1 protein-coding gene (cut by a window edge) is annotated in these 20127 nt (G+C 61.5%); it reads right to left on the minus strand.

Translation table 11 applies throughout. The features are described from left to right. On the minus strand, positions 1 to 20127 hold the 3' portion of the coding sequence (locus tag DM868_RS13895) for a GLUG motif-containing protein (protein WP_137277436.1). The gene runs 6894 nt beyond the window's last position; the window shows 20127 of its 27021 coding nt (coding positions 6895-27021); its start codon lies off the right edge, out of view; its stop codon occupies positions 1 to 3.

Here is a 20127-nt window from a genome sequence, read left to right on the forward strand (position 1 = left end):
TTAGTGTGCGAGGATGTATTTATGATAGATGCGGGCTGCCTCGACCCACGCCGCCGTGCGGTCGGTGTCGAAGTTCGTTGCAGCAGCGAGGCGGTCAGGGTCCGCCGAGGCTAGCTGAGAGACGGACTCAATACCGACCGCTGACAGACATCGCATTGCGGCTTCCGACGGCGTGTCTAACGACCCCCACGCTCGGCTGTTGACAGCAGGGTCAAGCGGTGCAGGGTCCGAGTCGCGGAGCTCGGCGACCGATGCCTCCGTTTTCACGAGTCGGACCGCGACCCGTCGTCGGAGACGCTGACCGATCCACTCTGCGGACCTAGCCTGCGCAGTCCATCGGTAGACACGTTTCGGCGACACGCCGATACTCACCGCCACTCGCTCGGGGTCGGAACGCGCTAACTCATCGACAGTCGTGAGCCCCGCGTCGCTGAGTCGCTCGCTGTACGCCGGCCCGATTCCATCTATCGATCGCAAACCATTGTCTGTCGTCCCCAACCGGTCGTTTATAAGTATGATGAACTGACGGAGAGTCGGCCGCACCCGCTCTGCTTGTTCAAAGGTTCGCTGTCGTACCGCAGTGCGTGTTCGCTGTGCCGACGCGATAATGGTGGGAAGCGCGTCCTTACGGAGCCATGTCGGTGCAACAGCTGTCCGCGTGCGCAGCAACCGTACACCCAGTTCCGCCGTCTCTGCGGTACGTATTAGTATCGTCTTACTCGCTGTGGCCACTCGGGCGGTGACTCGATCAACTCGCTGGCGGACCCGCCTTCCATTCACAGTCTCCGCGATCGGGGGACGGTCGGACTTCGTTTCCCGCCGGTCCGCCTGCTCGATCCACTTGTCGATAACCGCGGGCGCAACCGCAACCGCGTTCTCGAGGTGATTGGGGTCCGCCGACGCGAGTTGGCCGACCGATTCGATGCCGACCTCGCGCAACGCCCCAGCGTGCTCGCCTGCGATCGACGAGACCGACGAATTACTCGCCGGAGGGTTCTCGCCGGTGACAGCGTACCACAATCGATCGGTTGTGTCCGTGAGCAGTGCACCCGACCGGAGCATGAGCGTCGAGTAGCGTTTGCCGAGTGCGTCGAACTTGCCCATCACGATGTCTTCGATCCAGCGCTGTATCTCGGCGACCACGACGCTCAGTGCGGCCCCAACAGGCCCAGAGACGGGTGCGAGCCAACTGGGGATGAGCGTGGTGACGAGCCCGCCAGAGGCGGCATCGACGCCACCGCGAAGGCGGCTCCGCAACCAGCCGCGCCACTGGCGCTTCCGGTACGACCGGTACGTCCCGACGAGGAACGCCTGGAGTCCCTCGCGAGTCGCTAGTTCCCGGCGGCTCTCGAACCACTCACGCCAGTACGACCGCGTAAAGTACTTGCGAAGCGCCGCCAGCCGTACACGGATGTTCGACCAGGCGAGCCGTTTTCGCAGGGTAGTGACGAGCCGCGTGAGCTGCTGGCGCGTCGAGCCGCGCAACCGGCGTCTGAGCCACGATTGAAGCCGGCGGCGGGCCATGTTCATCGGTGTTTGGATCCGGTCGCCACCGAAGCTGTAGGCGGCTCCAGCCGCACCAGCACCACCGGTGACCGTAACCGCTGCCTTGCCGGCGGTAGACAGCGAGCCGAACCACCGTACCGGAGCGGTTAACGAAGCGAGCAGGACGCCGACGGCTCCACCTGCGCTGTCACTGCCTCCGCCGCCGCTACCGCCACCGCTACCGCTTCCACCAGTACCAGCATCACCTCCAACGCCGCTACTTGTGCCAGCACTGCTACCGATTTCGCCAGTGCTTGACTGTGGCTCTTCGTCACCATTTCCGTCATCGCTGGTATCGGCAGACTCGGTGTCGTCTCCGACGCTCGGTGGCTCTTCGTCACCACTTCCGTCATCGCTGGTATCGGCAGATTCGGTGTCGTCTCCGACGCTCGGTGGCTCTTCTTCGACGCTCTCCTCATCACCTCCCTGAGGCTCACCCGGAACCGGTGCATCAGCGTCGGCTTTGATATCCACGTATGATGCTGAGTACGAGATATCCGAGACGTCGACGCTTATTCCATCGTCTGTGGATTCGACCGTCAGTTCTCGGTCGCTGGATTTGTACTCACCAAAGAGTTTGTGCTCGGGATGGTCCGCAACCCCCCACGCTTCGAGTTGCGATTGCGGGATTTGTGCCTGGTAAAATCCCTCGTATACCGTACCGTCGGCCGTCGCGTACCGCGGCCCGGCGATCCACGTTCGCAGTCGGTCGTTCGACACCACAGGCAGCGAGATTCGCTGCGCGTTCGTCGAGAGGACCAACCCAGTCAGGCGCTCCCGGAGCGAGTCCGGCCTCGTAGAGAGGTCGTAAATCGAGAAGTACACCGTCTGGTTGTACCGAGCGTCAGCGGTGTCTGATGCACCACTCGGCCACGATACCGTCGACGGATCCTCGCTGACGAGCGGTCCAACCCGCTTTTTCTGACTCGACGTCGTCGCGAGCGACACCGGACTGCCCGTGATGGTGATGTCCGTCGCCGCCGGGTTCGTTGCGTTCGGTTGCGAACTGAATTCGGCGTCGCGAAGCGCCCAAAACAACGTGTGCGGCGTGTAGTTTGTGACGGTCACCCGGATCTCGAACATGGTGTCGTCCGTCACGCCGAACGCCTCCAGTTCCGAGGGGTCTTGTACAACAGACGTGTCGCGATTCGGATCACTCGCATTCGCGATTTGAATCTGTAACAGTCCGTCAGTGACCTCCGGAATCACCACCATCTTGTGACCGTCGACGCTCAGATTACCCGGAGTACCATCGACGATGCTGAGTGACGCCGAGGTTTCGACCGGCTGTGGATCCAGCCGCACGGACTGGCTTATCCTCTCGCCACGTGTCACATTCACCTTATGAGAGCCGTTTCCGGCGTCGTTACCGAGAGGCGCAACGACGTACTCGCCGGGTGCTACCGTGACGGCATACTGCCCGGTGCTGTTCGTCATCGTGTAGTAGGTTTCGCTCCCGTCGTGGCTCGTAATCTGAACCGGAATATTTGTCGCGGGCGCGCCGTTGGGATTCGTGAACGCTCCACTGACGGTCCCCGAGCCTTCGAGCGTGAGATCCTGTGATTCCGCTGTCTCTGGCCCAACGTCGATACCCTCGAGTTCTCGAACCGGTGCCGAGGTGTTATCGACGACGAGTCGGTAGCTCCCGGCGGGCACCGTCGCGGTGTAGTCACCGGTATTATTGAGTGACACCGACTGTCTGTGGCTCCCATCTGAGCTAACGATCGTCACGGTACCACTCGTCACCGGCGAACCGTCCTCGTCGGTGATGGTGCCGCTAACGGAGCTCATCTGTGGGACCTTTGGCTCCGGATCGTCGGCGTCTAGTATTCCGTCGTTGTCGTCGTCGTCGTCAGTCGGCACGCCAACCGCAGTGTTATCATCGGCCAGTCCATCCCCGTCAGTGTCGCTGTAGAAGGTGACAGTGATTGGTTGTGTCGTGTTGGCACTTGTGGTGGCCGCGGTCACGTCGACCTCGTACGTGTTGTCGCCGTCGGCATCTGCTGGAGTCTCGAAGTCTGCAGAGTCGGTGAACAACAGGACGCCGGTGTCGCTGTCGACGGTGAACGAACTGGCATCAGCGCCGCCAGTGATCGTGTACGTGACTCCGTCGTCGAATAAGCCACCTGGGCCGTCGGTCGCATTCACATCGACGAGCGGACCATCTTGGTTCTCAAGCCTCGTGATCGTCCCTGTCGAGACGAATTCGGGTGTCGACTCCTCCACGGTGTGTTCGTGTGAGGCTGTCAGACCCGATCCACCGCCGTCGTTATCAACACTATCAGTAGCAGTGTCGATCGTCGCTGTGTAGGTTCCCTCGCCGTTGTCGAACGCCTGTGTCGAATCGAGCGTGTACGTGTACGGACCGGCCCCGGACTGGACGAAGTCGTCTCTGTCGAAGGCGTACACGTTGTTCGCGTTGGGCCCATCGACACGCACGGACACGTCATTCGTCGCCGCACCGAGTTGCTCGTCCGAGTCGAAAGTGAAGCTGAGGTTGCCGGCCCCATCAGAGCCGAGCGCCACATTCGACAGCGTTGGCGCCGTCGTGTCCGAGGAGTCCTGTGATCCACTCACGGTAACGGTCCCCGACGAGTACGTGACCGGCATGGAGACGAGTATAGCCCCCTTCTTACGCTCGACTGTCAGATCCGATTCAGCGACGGATTCGCCTTTGTACGTTGCCGTCACCTGGCCAGGAGTGATCTCCCATGCATTGAGGACCCTGATCGGAATCCGAGCGTTGTAAAAGCCCGTGTTGACTGTTTCGCCGTCAGTCTCGTAGTGCGGGGCTGCGACAGTTATTGACAGTGACCCTGCAGAGTCGCTCCCCCCAACGCTGGATTGCGGGACGCTAAATGCCTGTGCGTCGGTCCCGATGAAGGCCCCGTCGAGCCGGCTTCGGTAGCTCGGATTCACCTGGCCCTCCATCGAGACGGCCATCATGTCGACGATAGCACCATATCGCTTCGAGGCCGTGTGGTCGCTCAACGGCCACTCCCTCGGATCGGGGTTTTGGATGTCTGGCTCGACGTACGCCTCCGCAGGGGTTACCGTGATGCTGATCTCTTTCGTGCCCTTACCAACTCTAGTCTTTTCCCACCCGTCGGCGTTCCCGGTTCCGAGCACGAACACTGGATCGAAGTCGTCGACGGTGAGCGTTACTTCGAGCGGTGTGCTCGCGTTGACACCATCGACGACGCTGATGTCTTTTTGCTCCGGCGAGCCGGTCGGGTGAAGATACCAGTCGACCGCGCCGCGGTTATGATCGATCGTGGCGTTCACTTCGATTCCGACTTCAGTACCGGTCGTCGCGTCGACGACCGTGGTCCCGCTCTCGCCCACTGTCGGGCACGGGTCCTTCTGTGAGCCGACACAGCCGTAGCCGAGTGAAGACTGAATCTGGCGGGATCGCGACGTGTCTTCGATCTCGGTTTGCACGTTGAACCGGCTGTTAGCTTGTTTCGGCACATCGATCGTTACCATGCCCTGGCTTTGACCCGGACGCACCGTCTCTGTCCTGAACGTGCTCCCGATCGTTATCGGGGAGACCCGGATGATCGCATTTTCTGGATCGAGGCTTCCGAGGTCGTACGCGACAGTGATTGTTCCATCCTCGAGTGATCCGGCTGTGACACTCGTCGAGACGTTCTCGTACGCGACGATCTGAGTGCTTTTGTTCGCCAGTTCCGTCTCTCCAGCGCTTGTGTTCACCAGCGTCGCTCGACCGGTGAACGTCCCGCCGCCGACCGCCGACGATGGCACGGTAAGACTCGTGAGTCCTTCGAGACTCCCGACGGTACGGGTCGCGATCGGCGTCGTTGTCGAGTCGGTGTCGTTGTACAGTTGGATTTCGAGGTCATCGACCGACCCAACCTCGCCCGTCGCGTTGTACGTCACGTCCACTGCCGACAGCGTGTTCGAATCAAGGTCGCTCGTTGTTACTGCGACTGCCGGAGCGATTCCCGTGTCGATGCCCGCTTGATCATTGCTATCTTCAGCGGGCGAGTCCTCCTCGTCCGGCGTACTAGTATCGCCGTCCTCTCCGGCCGTGTTCGCATCGACGATATCGATACGCCCGCCCATTCCACTATGGATACCACACGCGTAATAGAGCTCGTCCGGCGCATTGGATGGGACGCTGAACGTGAGGTTCCCTTTCTCGACAGCATTCGTATTCGAGCTCGAGGGAGATGAGACGGTGACGCCCTTCGTGTAGATGGTGTCGAAGTTCCCGCCTCCCGGAGTCGTCGCAATGTGGAACGGGTGGCCGCTCGCGTCGACGACGAACCGGTACGTCGACCCGCGCTCAAGCGTCAGGGTGTCTCGCGGGACGTTATCGACGACGAAGACGCCGTTCTCGACGGTCACGTTGTACACCGCATCGACTGGTGTGATTGGTGCCGTTGTATCAACACTGACAGCGGTCGATTCAACCGTTCGGGTGATCTCGTTCCCGTTCTCGCTCGTCACGGTCACCGTGAGCGACTGGCCCGTTCCGTCTGTCGCGGTCGGTCCGACGGTGATCACGCCGGTGTGGGTGCTGGGTTTGTCGGTCTCTGCGTTGCTCAGTGTGACCTCTCCGGCGTCGTACGCGGATGCGTTGACCGTTACTGACGAAATCGTTCCAGAGCCGGTTTCCACGGTGACCCGAGCGCGGTCGCCCGGGGAGAGTGTGCCGTCGCCGTTGGTTTCGTCCGTGATTGTGACAGTCTCGACGCTTGGCAGCGTCGAAGAGCCGCCGGCCCCTCCCACCAAGTCACCTGTCGAGTCGCCATCAACCTGCACGTCACCGGAGGCGGCCGAATCGGTGATCGCCTTCTCACTCGATTGATTCCCGATCAACGCGCCGGTGTTGGGACCGGTTGCGGCGATATCGCCGCGTGCAGTTGAGCCGTTAACTGCGCCATTGCTCTCACCCAACAGCCCGCCAACTTTGTCTCCATTCGCGGAGACGTCGCCACTCGCACTGGAGTTCTTGACCGCAGCGTTACTCCGACCGACGAGCCCGCCAGCCTCGTTGCCACTCGCGTTGACAGTGCCGTTCGCTGTCGAACTCGTCACGTCTCCGTCGCTCTGACCGATTAGTCCACCAACTCTGTTGCCGCCCGCACTAACGGTACCGCTCGCATTAGTGTTGGTAACCGCCCCGTCACTCTGACCAATCAACCCACCAGCTTCGTTGCCTTCGACAGAGACATCGCCACTCGCACTGGAACTAGTCACATTCCCGTCGCTTTGGCCAACCAATCCACCGGCCCGGCTGCCGTTTGCGGTGGCGTTCCCGCTTGCACTGGCGTTTTTCACATCACCGGTACTCTGGCCGATCAGTCCGCCGGCTTCGTCACCCTCGACAGAGACATCGCCACTCGCCTCGGAGTTAGACACTATCCCGTCGCTTTGACCGACCAGTCCGCCAGCGCTACTCCCGTTCGCAGTGACGGTCCCGCTCGCACTAGCGTTAGAGATGTTACCGTTGCTCTGACCGACCAGTCCACCGACTCGACTGCCGTTCGCAGTGACTGTGTTGTTCGTGCTGGAACGATCTATCGCACCGTTACTCTGGCCAACCAGCCCACCAGCCTCGTTTCCGTCCGCGGAGACAGCGCCACTGGCGGTAGAGCCGGACACCGTTCCGTTGCTCTGGCCGGCAAGCCCCCCAACACGCTGGTCACCGGACGTATTCGTTGCGCCTGTCGAGTCGGTGACGGCACCACCGTCGCTGATAGTGCCAACGACGCCGCCAACTCGATCACCGCCACGGACGCTCCCCGAGACAGTCACGTTCTGAACAGTCCCGGCGTTACTGCCGACCACCGTTCCGACATCGTTGTCCCCGGTGATCGAGGCGTTTGCGAGGGTCAGGTTACTGACCACCGCAGCTGATTCGGTCACCCCAATGAGACCGGTCGGGCTCGTCCCGCTTCGGTTGATCGAGAGGTTCGTGATCATCTTACCGGCGCCGTCGAGGGTTCCGTTGAACCCCATGATCGGCTCGAACCCGCTGCCGCCGTTCCACGACGAGTCGTTCGTCGCCGAGGCGTCGATATCGGAAGCCAGTCGGTAGTGCTCGTCACGCGCTTGGGTACTGTTGTTGATCGCCTGGAGGTCCGCGAGCGAGTCGATCAGATACGGATTCTCAGAGGTCCCATTCCCTTGGTAGGCCGCCTTCAGTGGCGTCCCGTCCCCGCGAGTGTACGTCCGTACCACGCCCTCTTCGACGGTGAGTGTCGTCGTTGAGACGGTCGAATTGCCTGCCACCCCAAACGTCGGCGTGTACGTGCCCGCAGTGGACTCGGTAACGGTGAACGTCGCGGTTCCGGTTTGATCGGTCACGGCCGTGGCGCTCTCAAGATCGGTGAGTCCGGCCGCGTCTCGAACCATAATGACGAGTCCCTTACCGGTGCCGGGCGTCGTCACAGTAACCGGAATCGAGACCTGCTCGGACTGCACCGCGCTCACGTTTGCAGCCTCGGCCGTGTTCACTGTCACCGGCGGCTGTTCGTCTCCGGTCGCCTGTGCTTGTAGTATCGGATACCCTCTCGTGTCGGCCCATGTCGTGGTGAAGTCCAATCCGGACATGAACGTCGTCGCTGCCTGTCCTTGCATTTTGGCAGCCGGTGTGTCAGCACTGACTGCCTCGTAGCCGCGTACAGTCTGGGGAGTTCCGCTTCCGGTAGCGCTTGTCTGGTTGGTGGCTGTTTTGTCCCAGTAGGCGTCCGAGAGCGTTCCGTTGTTGTCTCCGACGAGTCCACCGACGCTGGTGCCACCCTCGACCTGCCCAGTAGCGTAGACACGGGCCACACTGCCGGCAGCGACCCGGCCAACGACGCCACCCACGTTGCTACCTGACGCGGTGACGGCTCCCTTTGCGTACGAATCACGGATGTCAGATGAACCGTCGAGTCGTCCGATCAACCCGCCCACGTCGCTCCCAGCCGCACCGCTCACGTCACCACTCGCCGAGGAGTTCGTCACGTCGGCACTTGTGTTCCCGACGAGACCACCCACACCGTCTGCGCTACCGGTCACCGCACCGGCCGCCGAGGAATTGCGTACCGGAGCCAGTGAGCGACCGACCAGCCCACCCACGTCGGCGGTTCCGGTGACGTTCCCTGATGTTGTCGCGTCAGTCACCGGGGTCGTGCCCAGGTGTTCCCCGATCAACCCGCCAGCGTACTGCCCAGTCGCGGTGACAGCGCCGCTTGCTGTAGACCTTGTTAGATGTCCGCTGGCACTGCCGACCAGTCCACCAACCCGTTCAGAACCGGACGTGTGTACTGCCGCCGAAGAGTCGGTGATAGTACTACCCGACTCAGTTGTCCCGACCAGCCCTCCGACTCGCGTATCGCCGGTGACCGATCCCGAGACGGTCACGTTCTGGACCGTTCCATTGCTTGTGCCAGCCACCAAACCGACGTCGTCGCCTCCGGTGACCGACGCGTTTTCGAGAGTCAGGTTCTGGACTGTTGCGTCTGAACCCAGGCTGCCGACGATCCCGACCGGGCTCGCATTGCTTCGGTCGATCGAGAGGTTCGAGACCGTACTGTCGTTGCCGTCGAGTGTTCCGTTGAACTCCGTAATCGGCTCGAACCCGCTGCCGCCGTTCCACGACGAGTCGTTCGTCGCCGAGGCGTCGATATCGGAAGCCAGTCGGTAGTGGTCATTGCGCGCCGCAGTGCTGTTGTTGATCGCCTGGAGGTCCGCGAGCGAGTCGATCAGATACGGATTCTCGGAGGTGCCGTTACCGCGATATATAGCCCTCAGTTGCGTCTCGTCCTCGCGGGTGTACGTCCGTACCACGCCCTCTTCGATAGTGAGAGTCGCCGTCGTTGAGACGGTCGAATTGCCGGCCACCTCGAACGTCGGTTCGTACGTGCTCGCGTTAGACTCGGTGACGGTGAATGTCGCGGTGCCGTTCTGGTCTGTCGTGGCCGTGGCGTTCTCGAGGTCGGTGAGTCCGGTTGCGTTTCGGGCGGTGATGACAAACCCATCACGAGGCTCACCACCTGTGGTCGTCACAGTGAGCGTGATAGCGACCGCCTCAGACTGGACTCCGGTCGCGCCGGTCGCCTCGATCGTGTCGACCGAACGAGGCGGCTGTTCGGTCCCGGTCGTCTGTGCTTGTAAGACCGGATAGCCTCGCGTGGTGTTCCACGTCGTGGTGAAGTTCAACCCAGGCATGAATTCAGTCGCCGCCGTACCCTGCATCTTGACCGTCGGCAGGGCAGTTTCGGTGTCGCCTTTGCTTTTCGTCTGGCCGGTCGACTGCTCGTCCCAGTACGCCCGATCGACGGTTACGCCACCACCGTCCTGGCGACCGAGAAGGCCGCCAACATTGGTCGTCCCCGAGACGTTCCCGGCTGCAAACGCCTCGACGATCTGGGAGCCGTCGTTTGCATCACCAAGCAGGCCGCCGATCTCGCTTCCTCCATTTTTCACACCGCCGGTTGCCGACACCTGTTCGACCCGAGCGTTAGATCCGATATCTCCGGCGAACCCGCCCGCTTCGTTGTGTCCGTTCGCATCGACAATCGCAGACGTATGCGACTCGGTGATTTTCGCATCGTCGACGAGGACACCGACCAATCCGCCCAGGTGTGCCTCGCCATCCGCTTCCGTTGTCGCCGTTCCACTCGTCACCACAGTTCGACTGATCGATCCTGCATGTGAACCGACGAGCGGTCCAGTCCCTTGCCCACCTGTGACAGCAGGCTGTGAAAGCGTTACGTTGGTAATGCTACTGCCCGCGTTGGTGTCGCCGAACAGACCAACGCTCGCTTCGTCTCCGCGGTCGATCGACAGGTTCGAGATTGCGTACCCGTCGCCGTCGAGTGAACCGGTGAAGTCTGCAATCGGCTCGAACCCGCTGCCGCTGTTCCACGACGAGTCGTTCGTCGCCGAGGCGTCGATATCGGCAGCCAGTCGGTACTGTTCGTCACGCGTACCAGAGTCGATGTTGATCGCCTGGAGATCTGCGAGTGAGTCGATTTCGTACGGACTGTCGACCGTTCCGTTCCCGCGGTACACCGCGGTCAACGCTTCACCATCTTCGCGGGTGTAGGTTCGCACCGCCCCGTTGTCCACGATGATTGTCGCGTTTGTCGGTGCTGTCGAATGGCCGGCCACGCCAAACGTCGGACTGTACGTGTCAGGCGACGATTCGGCGATGGTGAACGTCGCAACACCGGTCTCGTTCGTCACAGCGGTGACATTGTCGAGACTGCTGAGGCCGGCAGCGTCCTGGACGTCCACGACGAGTCCTGCAGCCGTGCCGGTGCCGGCCGTCGTTACCGTGATAGCGACCGGGAACTGCTCGGACTGGACTCCAGTCGCGTTGGTAGCGGTGACCGTGGCGACCGTGCGAGGTGGCTGTTCGGTTCCGGTCGACTGTGCCTGCAAGACCGGATAGCCACGCGTGGTGTTCCACGTCGTGGTGAAGTTTAATCCGGGCATGAACTCAGTCGCAGCCCTGCCCTGCATCTGCGGTGCCGGCGTGGTGTCACCGACAGATCCGTAGCCGCTCACCGTGTCGGCGATGTCGGTGCCGCTTCCGGTCGGGTCTGTCTGGGTGGTCGCGCCTTTGTCCCAGTAGCCCTCGGAGAGTGTCCCATCGTTGCTTCCAACGAGTCCGCCGACGGTACTGCCGGCTTCAACCCGTCCGCTCGCGTAGACGCGGAGTACTTCGCCCTCGCTCCGACCGATAAGACCTCCGACGTCATTGCCTGAAGTGGTTACATTCCCGCGCGCGTACGAATCACCGACGCGGCCCCCATTCCGTCCGTGAAGTCCGATGAGTCCACCGACGTTGTCGCCCGATCCGGCGGAGACATTCCCTTGCGCATGTGAGTCGTCCACGCTTCCAGTTCGGTGGAACCCGACCAACCCGCCAACCTTCTCACCCGTCGTGGAAACATCGCCAGTTGCCGAGGCGTTTTTGAGTACATCAGTGCTGGCCAGTTGATCTAGCCGTCCGATCAGGCCGCCAACCTCATTCCCGCCGACACTACGCACATCGCCGGTCGCGGAGACGTCGGTAATCGCAGACCCGTGTTCGAACCGTCCGACGAGACCGCCCACGGACGCGGGGCCTCCATCGTCGGACGTCATCTCGACGTCGCCTGTGGCGCGTGCTCCAGACATCGTGATGTTGCCGTTGTCGTCTGGATCTTCGATGAGCCCAACCAGCCCACCGACGTAATCAGCGCCTGCAGAGACGGCTCCTGTCGCGGTAACGTTCGTAACCTGGGTACTGTTGTCGTGGCTCAACCGTCCGACCAGCCCACCAACATTCGCTCCGGTGGTACTTTCGACTTCACCGCTCGCAGTGGCGTTCCGCAGGGAGGCACGCGTGAATCCAACGAGCCCACCAACATCGTCACCGTCACTCGAGACGGTGCCCGTAGCGCTGACGTCCGCAATCGTCTGGCCAGCCTGATGATTACCGATCAGGCCGCCGATCTTATTGCCAGAGGTACTCATCACATCGCCGCTGGCAGTGGCGTTCCTGACAGACACGTTTGTCCGACCGATTAGACCACCAACACTTCCGGTCCCACTAACGGTCCCGGATGCGGTTACATCGGTCACTGGAGTCGTGCTCTGATGATCACCAATAAGGCCACCAGCGTACTGCCCAGTTGCGGTGACGGTCCCGCTCACGCTGGCGTTGTTCACCGCGCCGCTACTCTCTCCGACCAGTCCGCCGATGGCCTGGTTTCCGGATGTGTTTACGGACGCAGTCGAGTCGGTGATGTCACCATCAGCAGTAGTTTCACCCACGAGGCCACCAACCCGATCGGTTCCGCTGACCGTTCCAGAGACGGTAACGTTCCGAACGGTACCGGCGCTGGTCCCGACTGCGGCTCCGACGTCGTTGTTCCCGGTGATCGAGGCGTTCTGAATCGTTAGGTTCTGGATCGTTCCGTTCGAGCCGAGGGTGCCGACGAGGCCTGCTCTGTTCGCTCCGCTTCGGTCAACCGAGAGATTCGAGATCGTGTGCCCGTTGCCGTCGAGCGTGCCGGTAAATGCCTCATCGGTCGCGCTTGCGATCGGCTCGAAGCCGCTGCCACCGTTCCACGACGGATCGTCGGTGGCAGACGCGTCGATATTGGCGACCAGTGTATACTGATCGCCGTGTGCCGCGGTGCTGTTTTCGATCGCCTGGAGATCTGCCAGCGAATCGATCTCGTAGGGCCTGTCGACCGTGCCGTTTCCGCGGTACACCGCAGTCAACTCGGTGCCGTCCTCACGGATGAAGGTTCGCACCGCTCCGCTTTCTACCGTAACCGTCGCGGTCGCCGAAGCGGCCGAGTTGCTCACCGCGACGAACTCAGGTTCGAATGTCCCGGCGGTCGGTTCGGCGAAGGTGAACTTCGCAGTGCCATTCGCGTCGGTCAGAGCCGTTTCGCCTTCGAGTTCGGAGAGACCGTCCGCATTCGAGACGTTGACCGTGTATCCCGGACCGACGCGGTCGCCGTCAGCTGTTGCATTGATTTTGACTGTAATCTGTTCTGTCTGGACACCAGTCGCGTCGGTGGCTTCAACCGTGTCGACAGTCGCGAGCAGACTTCCGGTCGTGTTCGACTCCCGCTGGAAGATCGGATACGTGTTCGAGAGCTTCCAGGGTGACGTGTAGTCCAGCGCCGGCATGAATTGCGTCGGCGCGCGACCCTGCATCTCTAGGGCTCGAGTGTCGTCACCGACGGTCCCGAAGCCGGTGGCTCCAACCGGTGTTCCGCTTCCCGTCGCGTCCGTCTGGTTGGTCGCGCCTTTGTCCCAGTAAGCGCCCGAAAGTTGCCCAATACTGTTCCCGACGAGCCCGCCAACGGTGCTCCCACCCTTGACGCGTCCGCTAGCGTACGACCGAGTTACATCTACACCCTCAGTCTCGCCGACGAGGCCACCAACTTTGTCGCCCGAGGTGGTGACATCACCGCGCGCGTACGAATCGGTAATAGCCCCGTCATTATTCGTATCGCCGATGAGTCCACCAACCCAGTCGCCGTCAGTGGAGACGTTGCCTCGTGCATACGAGGTTTCGACACCATCGCCATCCTTGTAGTACCCAATCAGCCCACCGACCCGCCGTCCAGTTGCGACAACGTCACCGGTGGCCGAGGCGTTCGCCAGGATGTAATCAGCTGAATTGTGGTGAAGTTCGCCGAATAGTCCGCCGACTCGGTGTCCGCCTCCGGGCTCGCTGGCGTTGATATCACCGGCAGCAGAGACATCTGTCACGTTTCCTGCGTTCTGGAACTCTCCGACGAGCCCGCCGGTATACGCATATGTTCCTGCGTTCGTCGCGTTAACGACGCCCGAAGCATGAGCGTTGGAGACGGTGATCGGGTTCCCGGAACTCGACGTCGCCTGGCCAATCAATCCGCCCACGTATCCACCGGAATTCGAGGCTCCAGTCGAACGGGTGCCGTTCACACTCCCGCTTGCAGAGCTGTTGATCACGTCAGCCTGCCCCCGGCCGAGGAGGCCGCCAACGTAGCTCGTCCCGGTGACAGCCCCCGAGGCGTTCACGTCAGTCACCGGAATTGTGCTCTGGTGATCCCCAATGAGGCCACCAGCGTACTGGCCAGTCGCGGTGACAGTCCCACTTGCGCTGGCGTTGTTCACCGCGCCGCTACTCTGTCCCACCAGTCCACCGGTAGACCGACTGCCGTTTGCAGTCGCCGTCGTGGTCGCGTCGGTAACGACACCGCCACTATTGACGGTTCCAACGAGACCACCAATCCGATCGCTTCCGCGGACGGCTCCCGAGGCGGTGACGTTCTGGACGGTCCCAGTGTTGATTCCGACGGCCACGCCAAGGTCGTTATTCCCATCTATCGAGGCGTCCTCGACCGTTAGGTTCTGGATTGTGCCGTCGTTGGTCCCGGCTACCACGCCGAGTTCGTCGCTCCCGGTGACCGAGGCGTTCTGGATTGTCAGATTCTGGATTACCCCGTTCGAATCGAGCGTGCCGACGAGCCCAGCCGTGCTCGCTCCGCTTCGGTTGATCGACAGGTTCGAAATCGTGGTGTCGTTACCGTCGAGTGAGCCAGTGAATGGCGTAATCGGCTCGAACCCGCTGCCGTCGTTCCATGAGGCGTCGCTCGTCGCCGACGCATCGATATTGGCTGCGAGTCGGTAGTTATCGGCACGTGCAGCACTGCTGTTGTCGATTGCCTGCAGATCTGCGAGCGAGTCGATCAGGTACGGATTTTCCGCGGTGCCGTTTCCGCTGTACACCGCGGTCAGCTCGGTGCCGTCTTCGCGGATGAAGCTTCGCGCCGCTCCCTCGTTCACGGTGACCGTCGCGTTCGCCGTTGCGTTCGAATAACCGACCACAGTAACTGTCGGGGTAAACGTCCCGGTAGCCGATTCAGTGACGGTGAGTGTCGCGGTCCCCGTCTCGTTCGTCACGGCCGTGGCGTTGTCGAGGCTGGTGAGACCTCCGGTATCCTGAACGCTGACGACGAGCCCTGCTGCCGCTCCGGTGCCAGTGTCAGCCGTCGTCACTGTGACCGAAACCGAGACTTGCTCGGACTGGACACCAGTGGCGTTGGTGGCAGTGACCGTATCGACCGTGCGAGGTGGCTGTTCCGTTCCAGTCGACTGTGCCTGCAAGACCGGATAGCCCCGTGTGACGTTCCACGTAGTCGTGTAGTGTAGCCCATCCATGAACTCAGTCGCCGCTCGACCCTGCATCTGCGGTGCCGGCGTGGTGTCATCAACAGATCCGTATCCAGTTGCCCCGTCCGGTGTTCCACTTCCTGTCGCATCCGACTGGGCGGTCGCGCCTCTGTCCCAGTAAGACTCGGAGAGTTGTCCGCCAGAACCAACGAGGCCGCCGGTGCTACCGCTCCCAGTGACCAGCCCGCTGGCGTAGACGCGGACGATCTCACCGCTTCCCTGGCCGATGAGCCCGCCTATATTGTCTCCCGACTCAGCGGAGACGTTCCCCTGTGCATATGAATTCTCGATCGTCCCATCGCCGGTGTAGCGGCCGATTAGGCCACCGACGTTCCCGCCGCCAGTAGTGCTGACGTCGCCGGTCGACGAGGCGTTCGCCACAACCCTGGTCGACGACGTGTGGGTAAGTTGGCCGATGAGGCCACCTACCTTCGTCCCGTGGACAAAATTGCTGTTACCAGAGACACTGACGTCGCCGGTTGCGGAGATGTTTCTCACGTCTCCGGCGTTTTGAAGCTCGCCAACGAGCCCGCCAACATACGCGTGAGTTGTACCACCCACCGCCGCGGTGACGTCACCAGTGGCGTGGGCGTCAGAAACAGTGACGCGGGAACTGAGCCTCGAGATACCGACCAGTCCACCGGTCCCTGTGCTGCCCGAAACGTTGCCCGACGCCGAGACATTCGCAATCGTCGCCTGCTGGCTGGGGTCGTACTCGCCGATCAGTCCGCCAACGTTGGTGCCGGCGGTGGTGCCGTTCACCTCACCGCTGGCAGTGGCGTCCGTCACGTTAGCCTGTGCTCGACCGAGGAGCCCGCCAGTACTGTCGGTTCCGGTGACGGTCCCAGACGCACTCACGTCATGCACCGGCGTCGTACTTTGGTGATCACCGATGAGACCACCAGCGTACTGGCCAGTCGCGGTGACGTCCCCGGTCGCACTGGCGTTGTTCACCGTGCCGCTACTCTCTCCGACCAGTCCACCGATGGCTTTGTTTCCAGACGTGTCCACTGCCGCAGTCGAACTGGTAACACTCCCACCGGTGTCGACGTTGCCGACAACACCACCGATTCGGTCGTTTCCGCTGACTGTCCCCGTGACAGTAACATTCCGAATGGTACCCGCACTGGTCCCGGCTACTACACCGAGGTCGTCGTTCCCGGTGATCGAGGCGTTCTCGATCGTCAGGTTCTGAATCGATCCGCTCGACCCAAGCTCGCCGACAAGCCCGCCTCTGTTTGTCCCACTCCGATTGATCGAGAGATTCGAGATCGTGTACCCGTTACCGTCGAGCGTGCCGGTGAATGCCTCATCGGTGGCACTCGCGACTGCCTCGAAGCCGCTGCCACCGTTCCACGACGACTCACCGGTGGCAGACGCGTCGATACTGGTGTTCAACTCGTAGTGATCATCGTGTGCTGCGGTGCTATTGTCGATGGCTTGGAGGTCCGCAAGCGAATCGATCTCGTAGGGATTGCCAGCAGTGCCGTTTCCGCTGTACACCGCAGTCAACGTGGTGCCGTCTTCGCGGATGAAGGTTCGCGCCGCTCCCTCGTTCACGTCCACTGTCGCGGTCGCCGTGACATTCGGGTCGCTCACCGCCTCGAACGTCGGGGTAAATGTCCCAGCGCTTTGTTCGGCGAAGGTGAACGTCGCGGTCCCGTTCTGGTCGGTCAGAGCCGTTTGGCCTTCGAGTTCGGCGAGACCGTTCGAATCCGAGACGGTGATGAGGTAGCCCGGGCCAACCCGGCTGCCGTTGATCGTCGTGTTGACCTCGACTGTCATCTGTTGTGTCTGGACGACCGTCGCGGTACTCGCTTCAATGGTGTCGACGGTCGCAAGCAGACTCCCACTTGTGGCAGACTCGCGCTGGAAAATCGGATACGTACTCGTGAGCTTCCACGGTGACGTGTAGTTCAACGCCGACATGAACGTCGTCGGTGCGCGCCCCTGCATCTCCAGGGCGCGGGTGTCACCGACTGTCCCGTAGCCGGTGGCTCCAGGCGGTGTACCGCTTCCAGTCGCAGCACTCTGGTTGGTCGCGCCCTTGTCCCAGTAAGCGTCCGAGAGTGTGCCACCGTTGCTCCCGACTATGCCGCCGACACTGCTGCCGCCCTTGACGCGCCCACTGGCGTACACGCGTGTCGCACCTTCGCTGCTTCTCCCGATAAGCCCGCCCACGTTGTCGCCCGAACTGGTGACGTCACCGCGCGCGTACGAATCGACAACAGGCCCACCGTTAGCATCGCCGATGAGTCCACCGACGTAGTCACCATCAGCAGAGACGTTGCCTCGTGCGTACGAGGTCTCGACGCTACCACTGCTGCGGGGAGAACGATACCCGATCAGTCCACCGACGTTGCTCCCAGTAGTCGTGGTGTTGCCTGTCGCGGAGGCGTTTATCATCTTATGATTTTCGTTACTGTATCGGTCGTGGCGTAAGTGTCCGATCAAACCACCAACACTGTGACCGCTGGCACTCGTGACCTCGCCGCTGGCGGAGAGATCGGTGAGCTGTCTGGCACCGTCCATGGAGCCTATGAGCCCGCCCACGTACGCATCGTCAGCGCCATCGTACGTCGTGTTAACATTACCGGTCGCGTGCGCGTCAGATATCGGCGCATTTCCACGTAGCCGCGTACCGTCAACACAAGGATAATATGTATTACCAAACACGTTGGTGGCAGTGGTTTTTCTGCAGTCGAAGTCTGTACTCACTTGTCCGATTAGCCCACCGACGTATCTACTAGATGCACTGACATTGCCCGACGCGGTTGCGTTCACCATCTGATGACCTGCCAGTGCTGGTGATCTTGAAAAACGATCCCCATCATCAGCGTTCAGTCTCCAATGTCCGATTAGTCCACCCACGTTGTCGTCAGATGTGCTCGTCACGTCACCGCTCGCACTGGCGTTCGTGATATCTGCCGTTGTGTAACCAACGAGACCGCCGACGGTGCCGCCCGAACTGGTGACGTCACCGCGCGCGTACGAGTCTTCGATGAGCTGTACGCTACCACTGCTGCTGCGATCATGATACCCGATCAGTCCACCGACGTTGCTCCCGGTAGTCGTGGTGTTGCCCGTTGCGGAGACATTTATGATGTTATGATTTTGGCTAGTGTAATGCTCGTGGTGTATGTATCCGATCAAACCACCAACCTTGTTACCGCTGGCACTCGTGACCTCGCCGCTGGCGGAGAGATCGGTGAGCTGTCTGGCACCGTCCATGGAGCCTATGAGCCCGCCCACGTACGCATCGTCAGCGCCATCGTACGTCGTGTTAACATTACCGGTCGCGTGCGCGTCAGATATCGGCGCATTTCCACGTAGCCGCGTACCGTCAACACAAGGATAATATGTATTACCAAACACGTTGGTGGCAGTGGTTTTTCTGCAGTCGAAGTCTGTACTCACTTGTCCGATTAGCCCACCGACGTATCTACTAGATGCACTGACATTGCCCGACGCGGTTGCGTTCACCATCTGATGACCTGCCAGTGCTGGTGATCTTGAAAAACGATCCCCATCATCAGCGTTCAGTCTCCAATGTCCGATTAGTCCACCCACGTTGTCGTCAGATGTGCTCGTCACGTCACCGCTCGCACTGGCGTTCGTGATATCTGCCGTTGTGTAACCAACGAGACCGCCGACGGTGCCGCCCGAACTGGTGACGTCACCGCGCGCGTACGAGTCGGTGATTGGCACCTCACCAGAATGTCCGATGAGCCCGCCGACGTAGCTCTCGATTGCGTCAACGTCGCCGGTCGCCGAGGCGTTCGCCACGACGTAGTCTGCCGAAGCGCGGTCGAGTTCGCCGAACAGTCCGCCCGCGTACCCGGCTTCACTCGACACGTCGCCGGTCGCGGAGACGTCCGCCACGTTTCCTGCGTCTTGGAACTCGCCGACGAGCCCACCAGTGTAGTCAGTATTTTCAGCATCCGTCGCGTTGACCGCGCCCGAAGCATGAGCATCAGAGACGGTGATCGGGTTATTAGAGCTTGACGACGCCTGGCCGACCAATCCGCCGACTCGGTTGCCACTGGCCGACACGTCGCCCGACGCCGAAACGTTCGCGATTGTTGCCGCTAGACTAGGGTTGTATTGGCCGATCAGTCCGCCCACGTATCCACCAGAGGTGCCGTTCACGGTCCCGCCTGCGGAGGCGTTGATCACGTCAGCCTGCCCCCGGCCGAGAAGACCACCAACGTAGCTCGTGCCGGTGACGGTCCCGGAGGCGTTCACGTCACTCACCGGCGTCGAACTCTGGTGATCGCCAATGAGCCCGCCTGCGTACTGCCCGGTTGCGGTGACCGTCCCGCTCGCGCTGGCGTTGTTCACTGCGCCGCTACTCTCTCCAACCAGTCCACCGATGGACTGGCTGCCGCTTGCAGTTGCGGTGGTGGTTACACCAGTGACAGTCCCGCTGGCCTCAATCGTCCCGACGAGACCACCAATCCGATCGTTTCCACTGATCGTCCCCGAGGCGGTGATGTTCTCGACTCTACCATCGTTGATTCCGACTGCTACACCGAGGTCGTTGTTCCCGGTGACAGAGGCGTTCTGGATGGTCAGATTCTGGATTGCTCCGTCGCTGGTCCCGGCTACTACACCGAGGTCGTCGTTCCCAGTGATCGAGGCATTCTCGATCGTCAGGTTCTGAATCGATCCGCTCGACCCAAGCTCGCCGACAAGCCCGGCCGTACTCGTATCACTCCGGTTAACCGACAGGTTTGAAATCGCGTGCCCGTTGCCGTCGATCGTACCCTCGAACGACTCTCCGGAAGCACCGCCAATCGGCTCGAATCCGCTGCCACCGTTCCACGAGGCGTTGTTCGTCGCTGACGTGTCGATATCATCGGCGAGTCGGTACTGTTCACCACGCGTGGTCGCGTT

Origin of the sequence: Natronomonas salsuginis (genome assembly GCF_005239135.1) — an archaeon.
Taxonomy (GTDB): domain Archaea; phylum Halobacteriota; class Halobacteria; order Halobacteriales; family Haloarculaceae; genus Natronomonas; species Natronomonas salsuginis.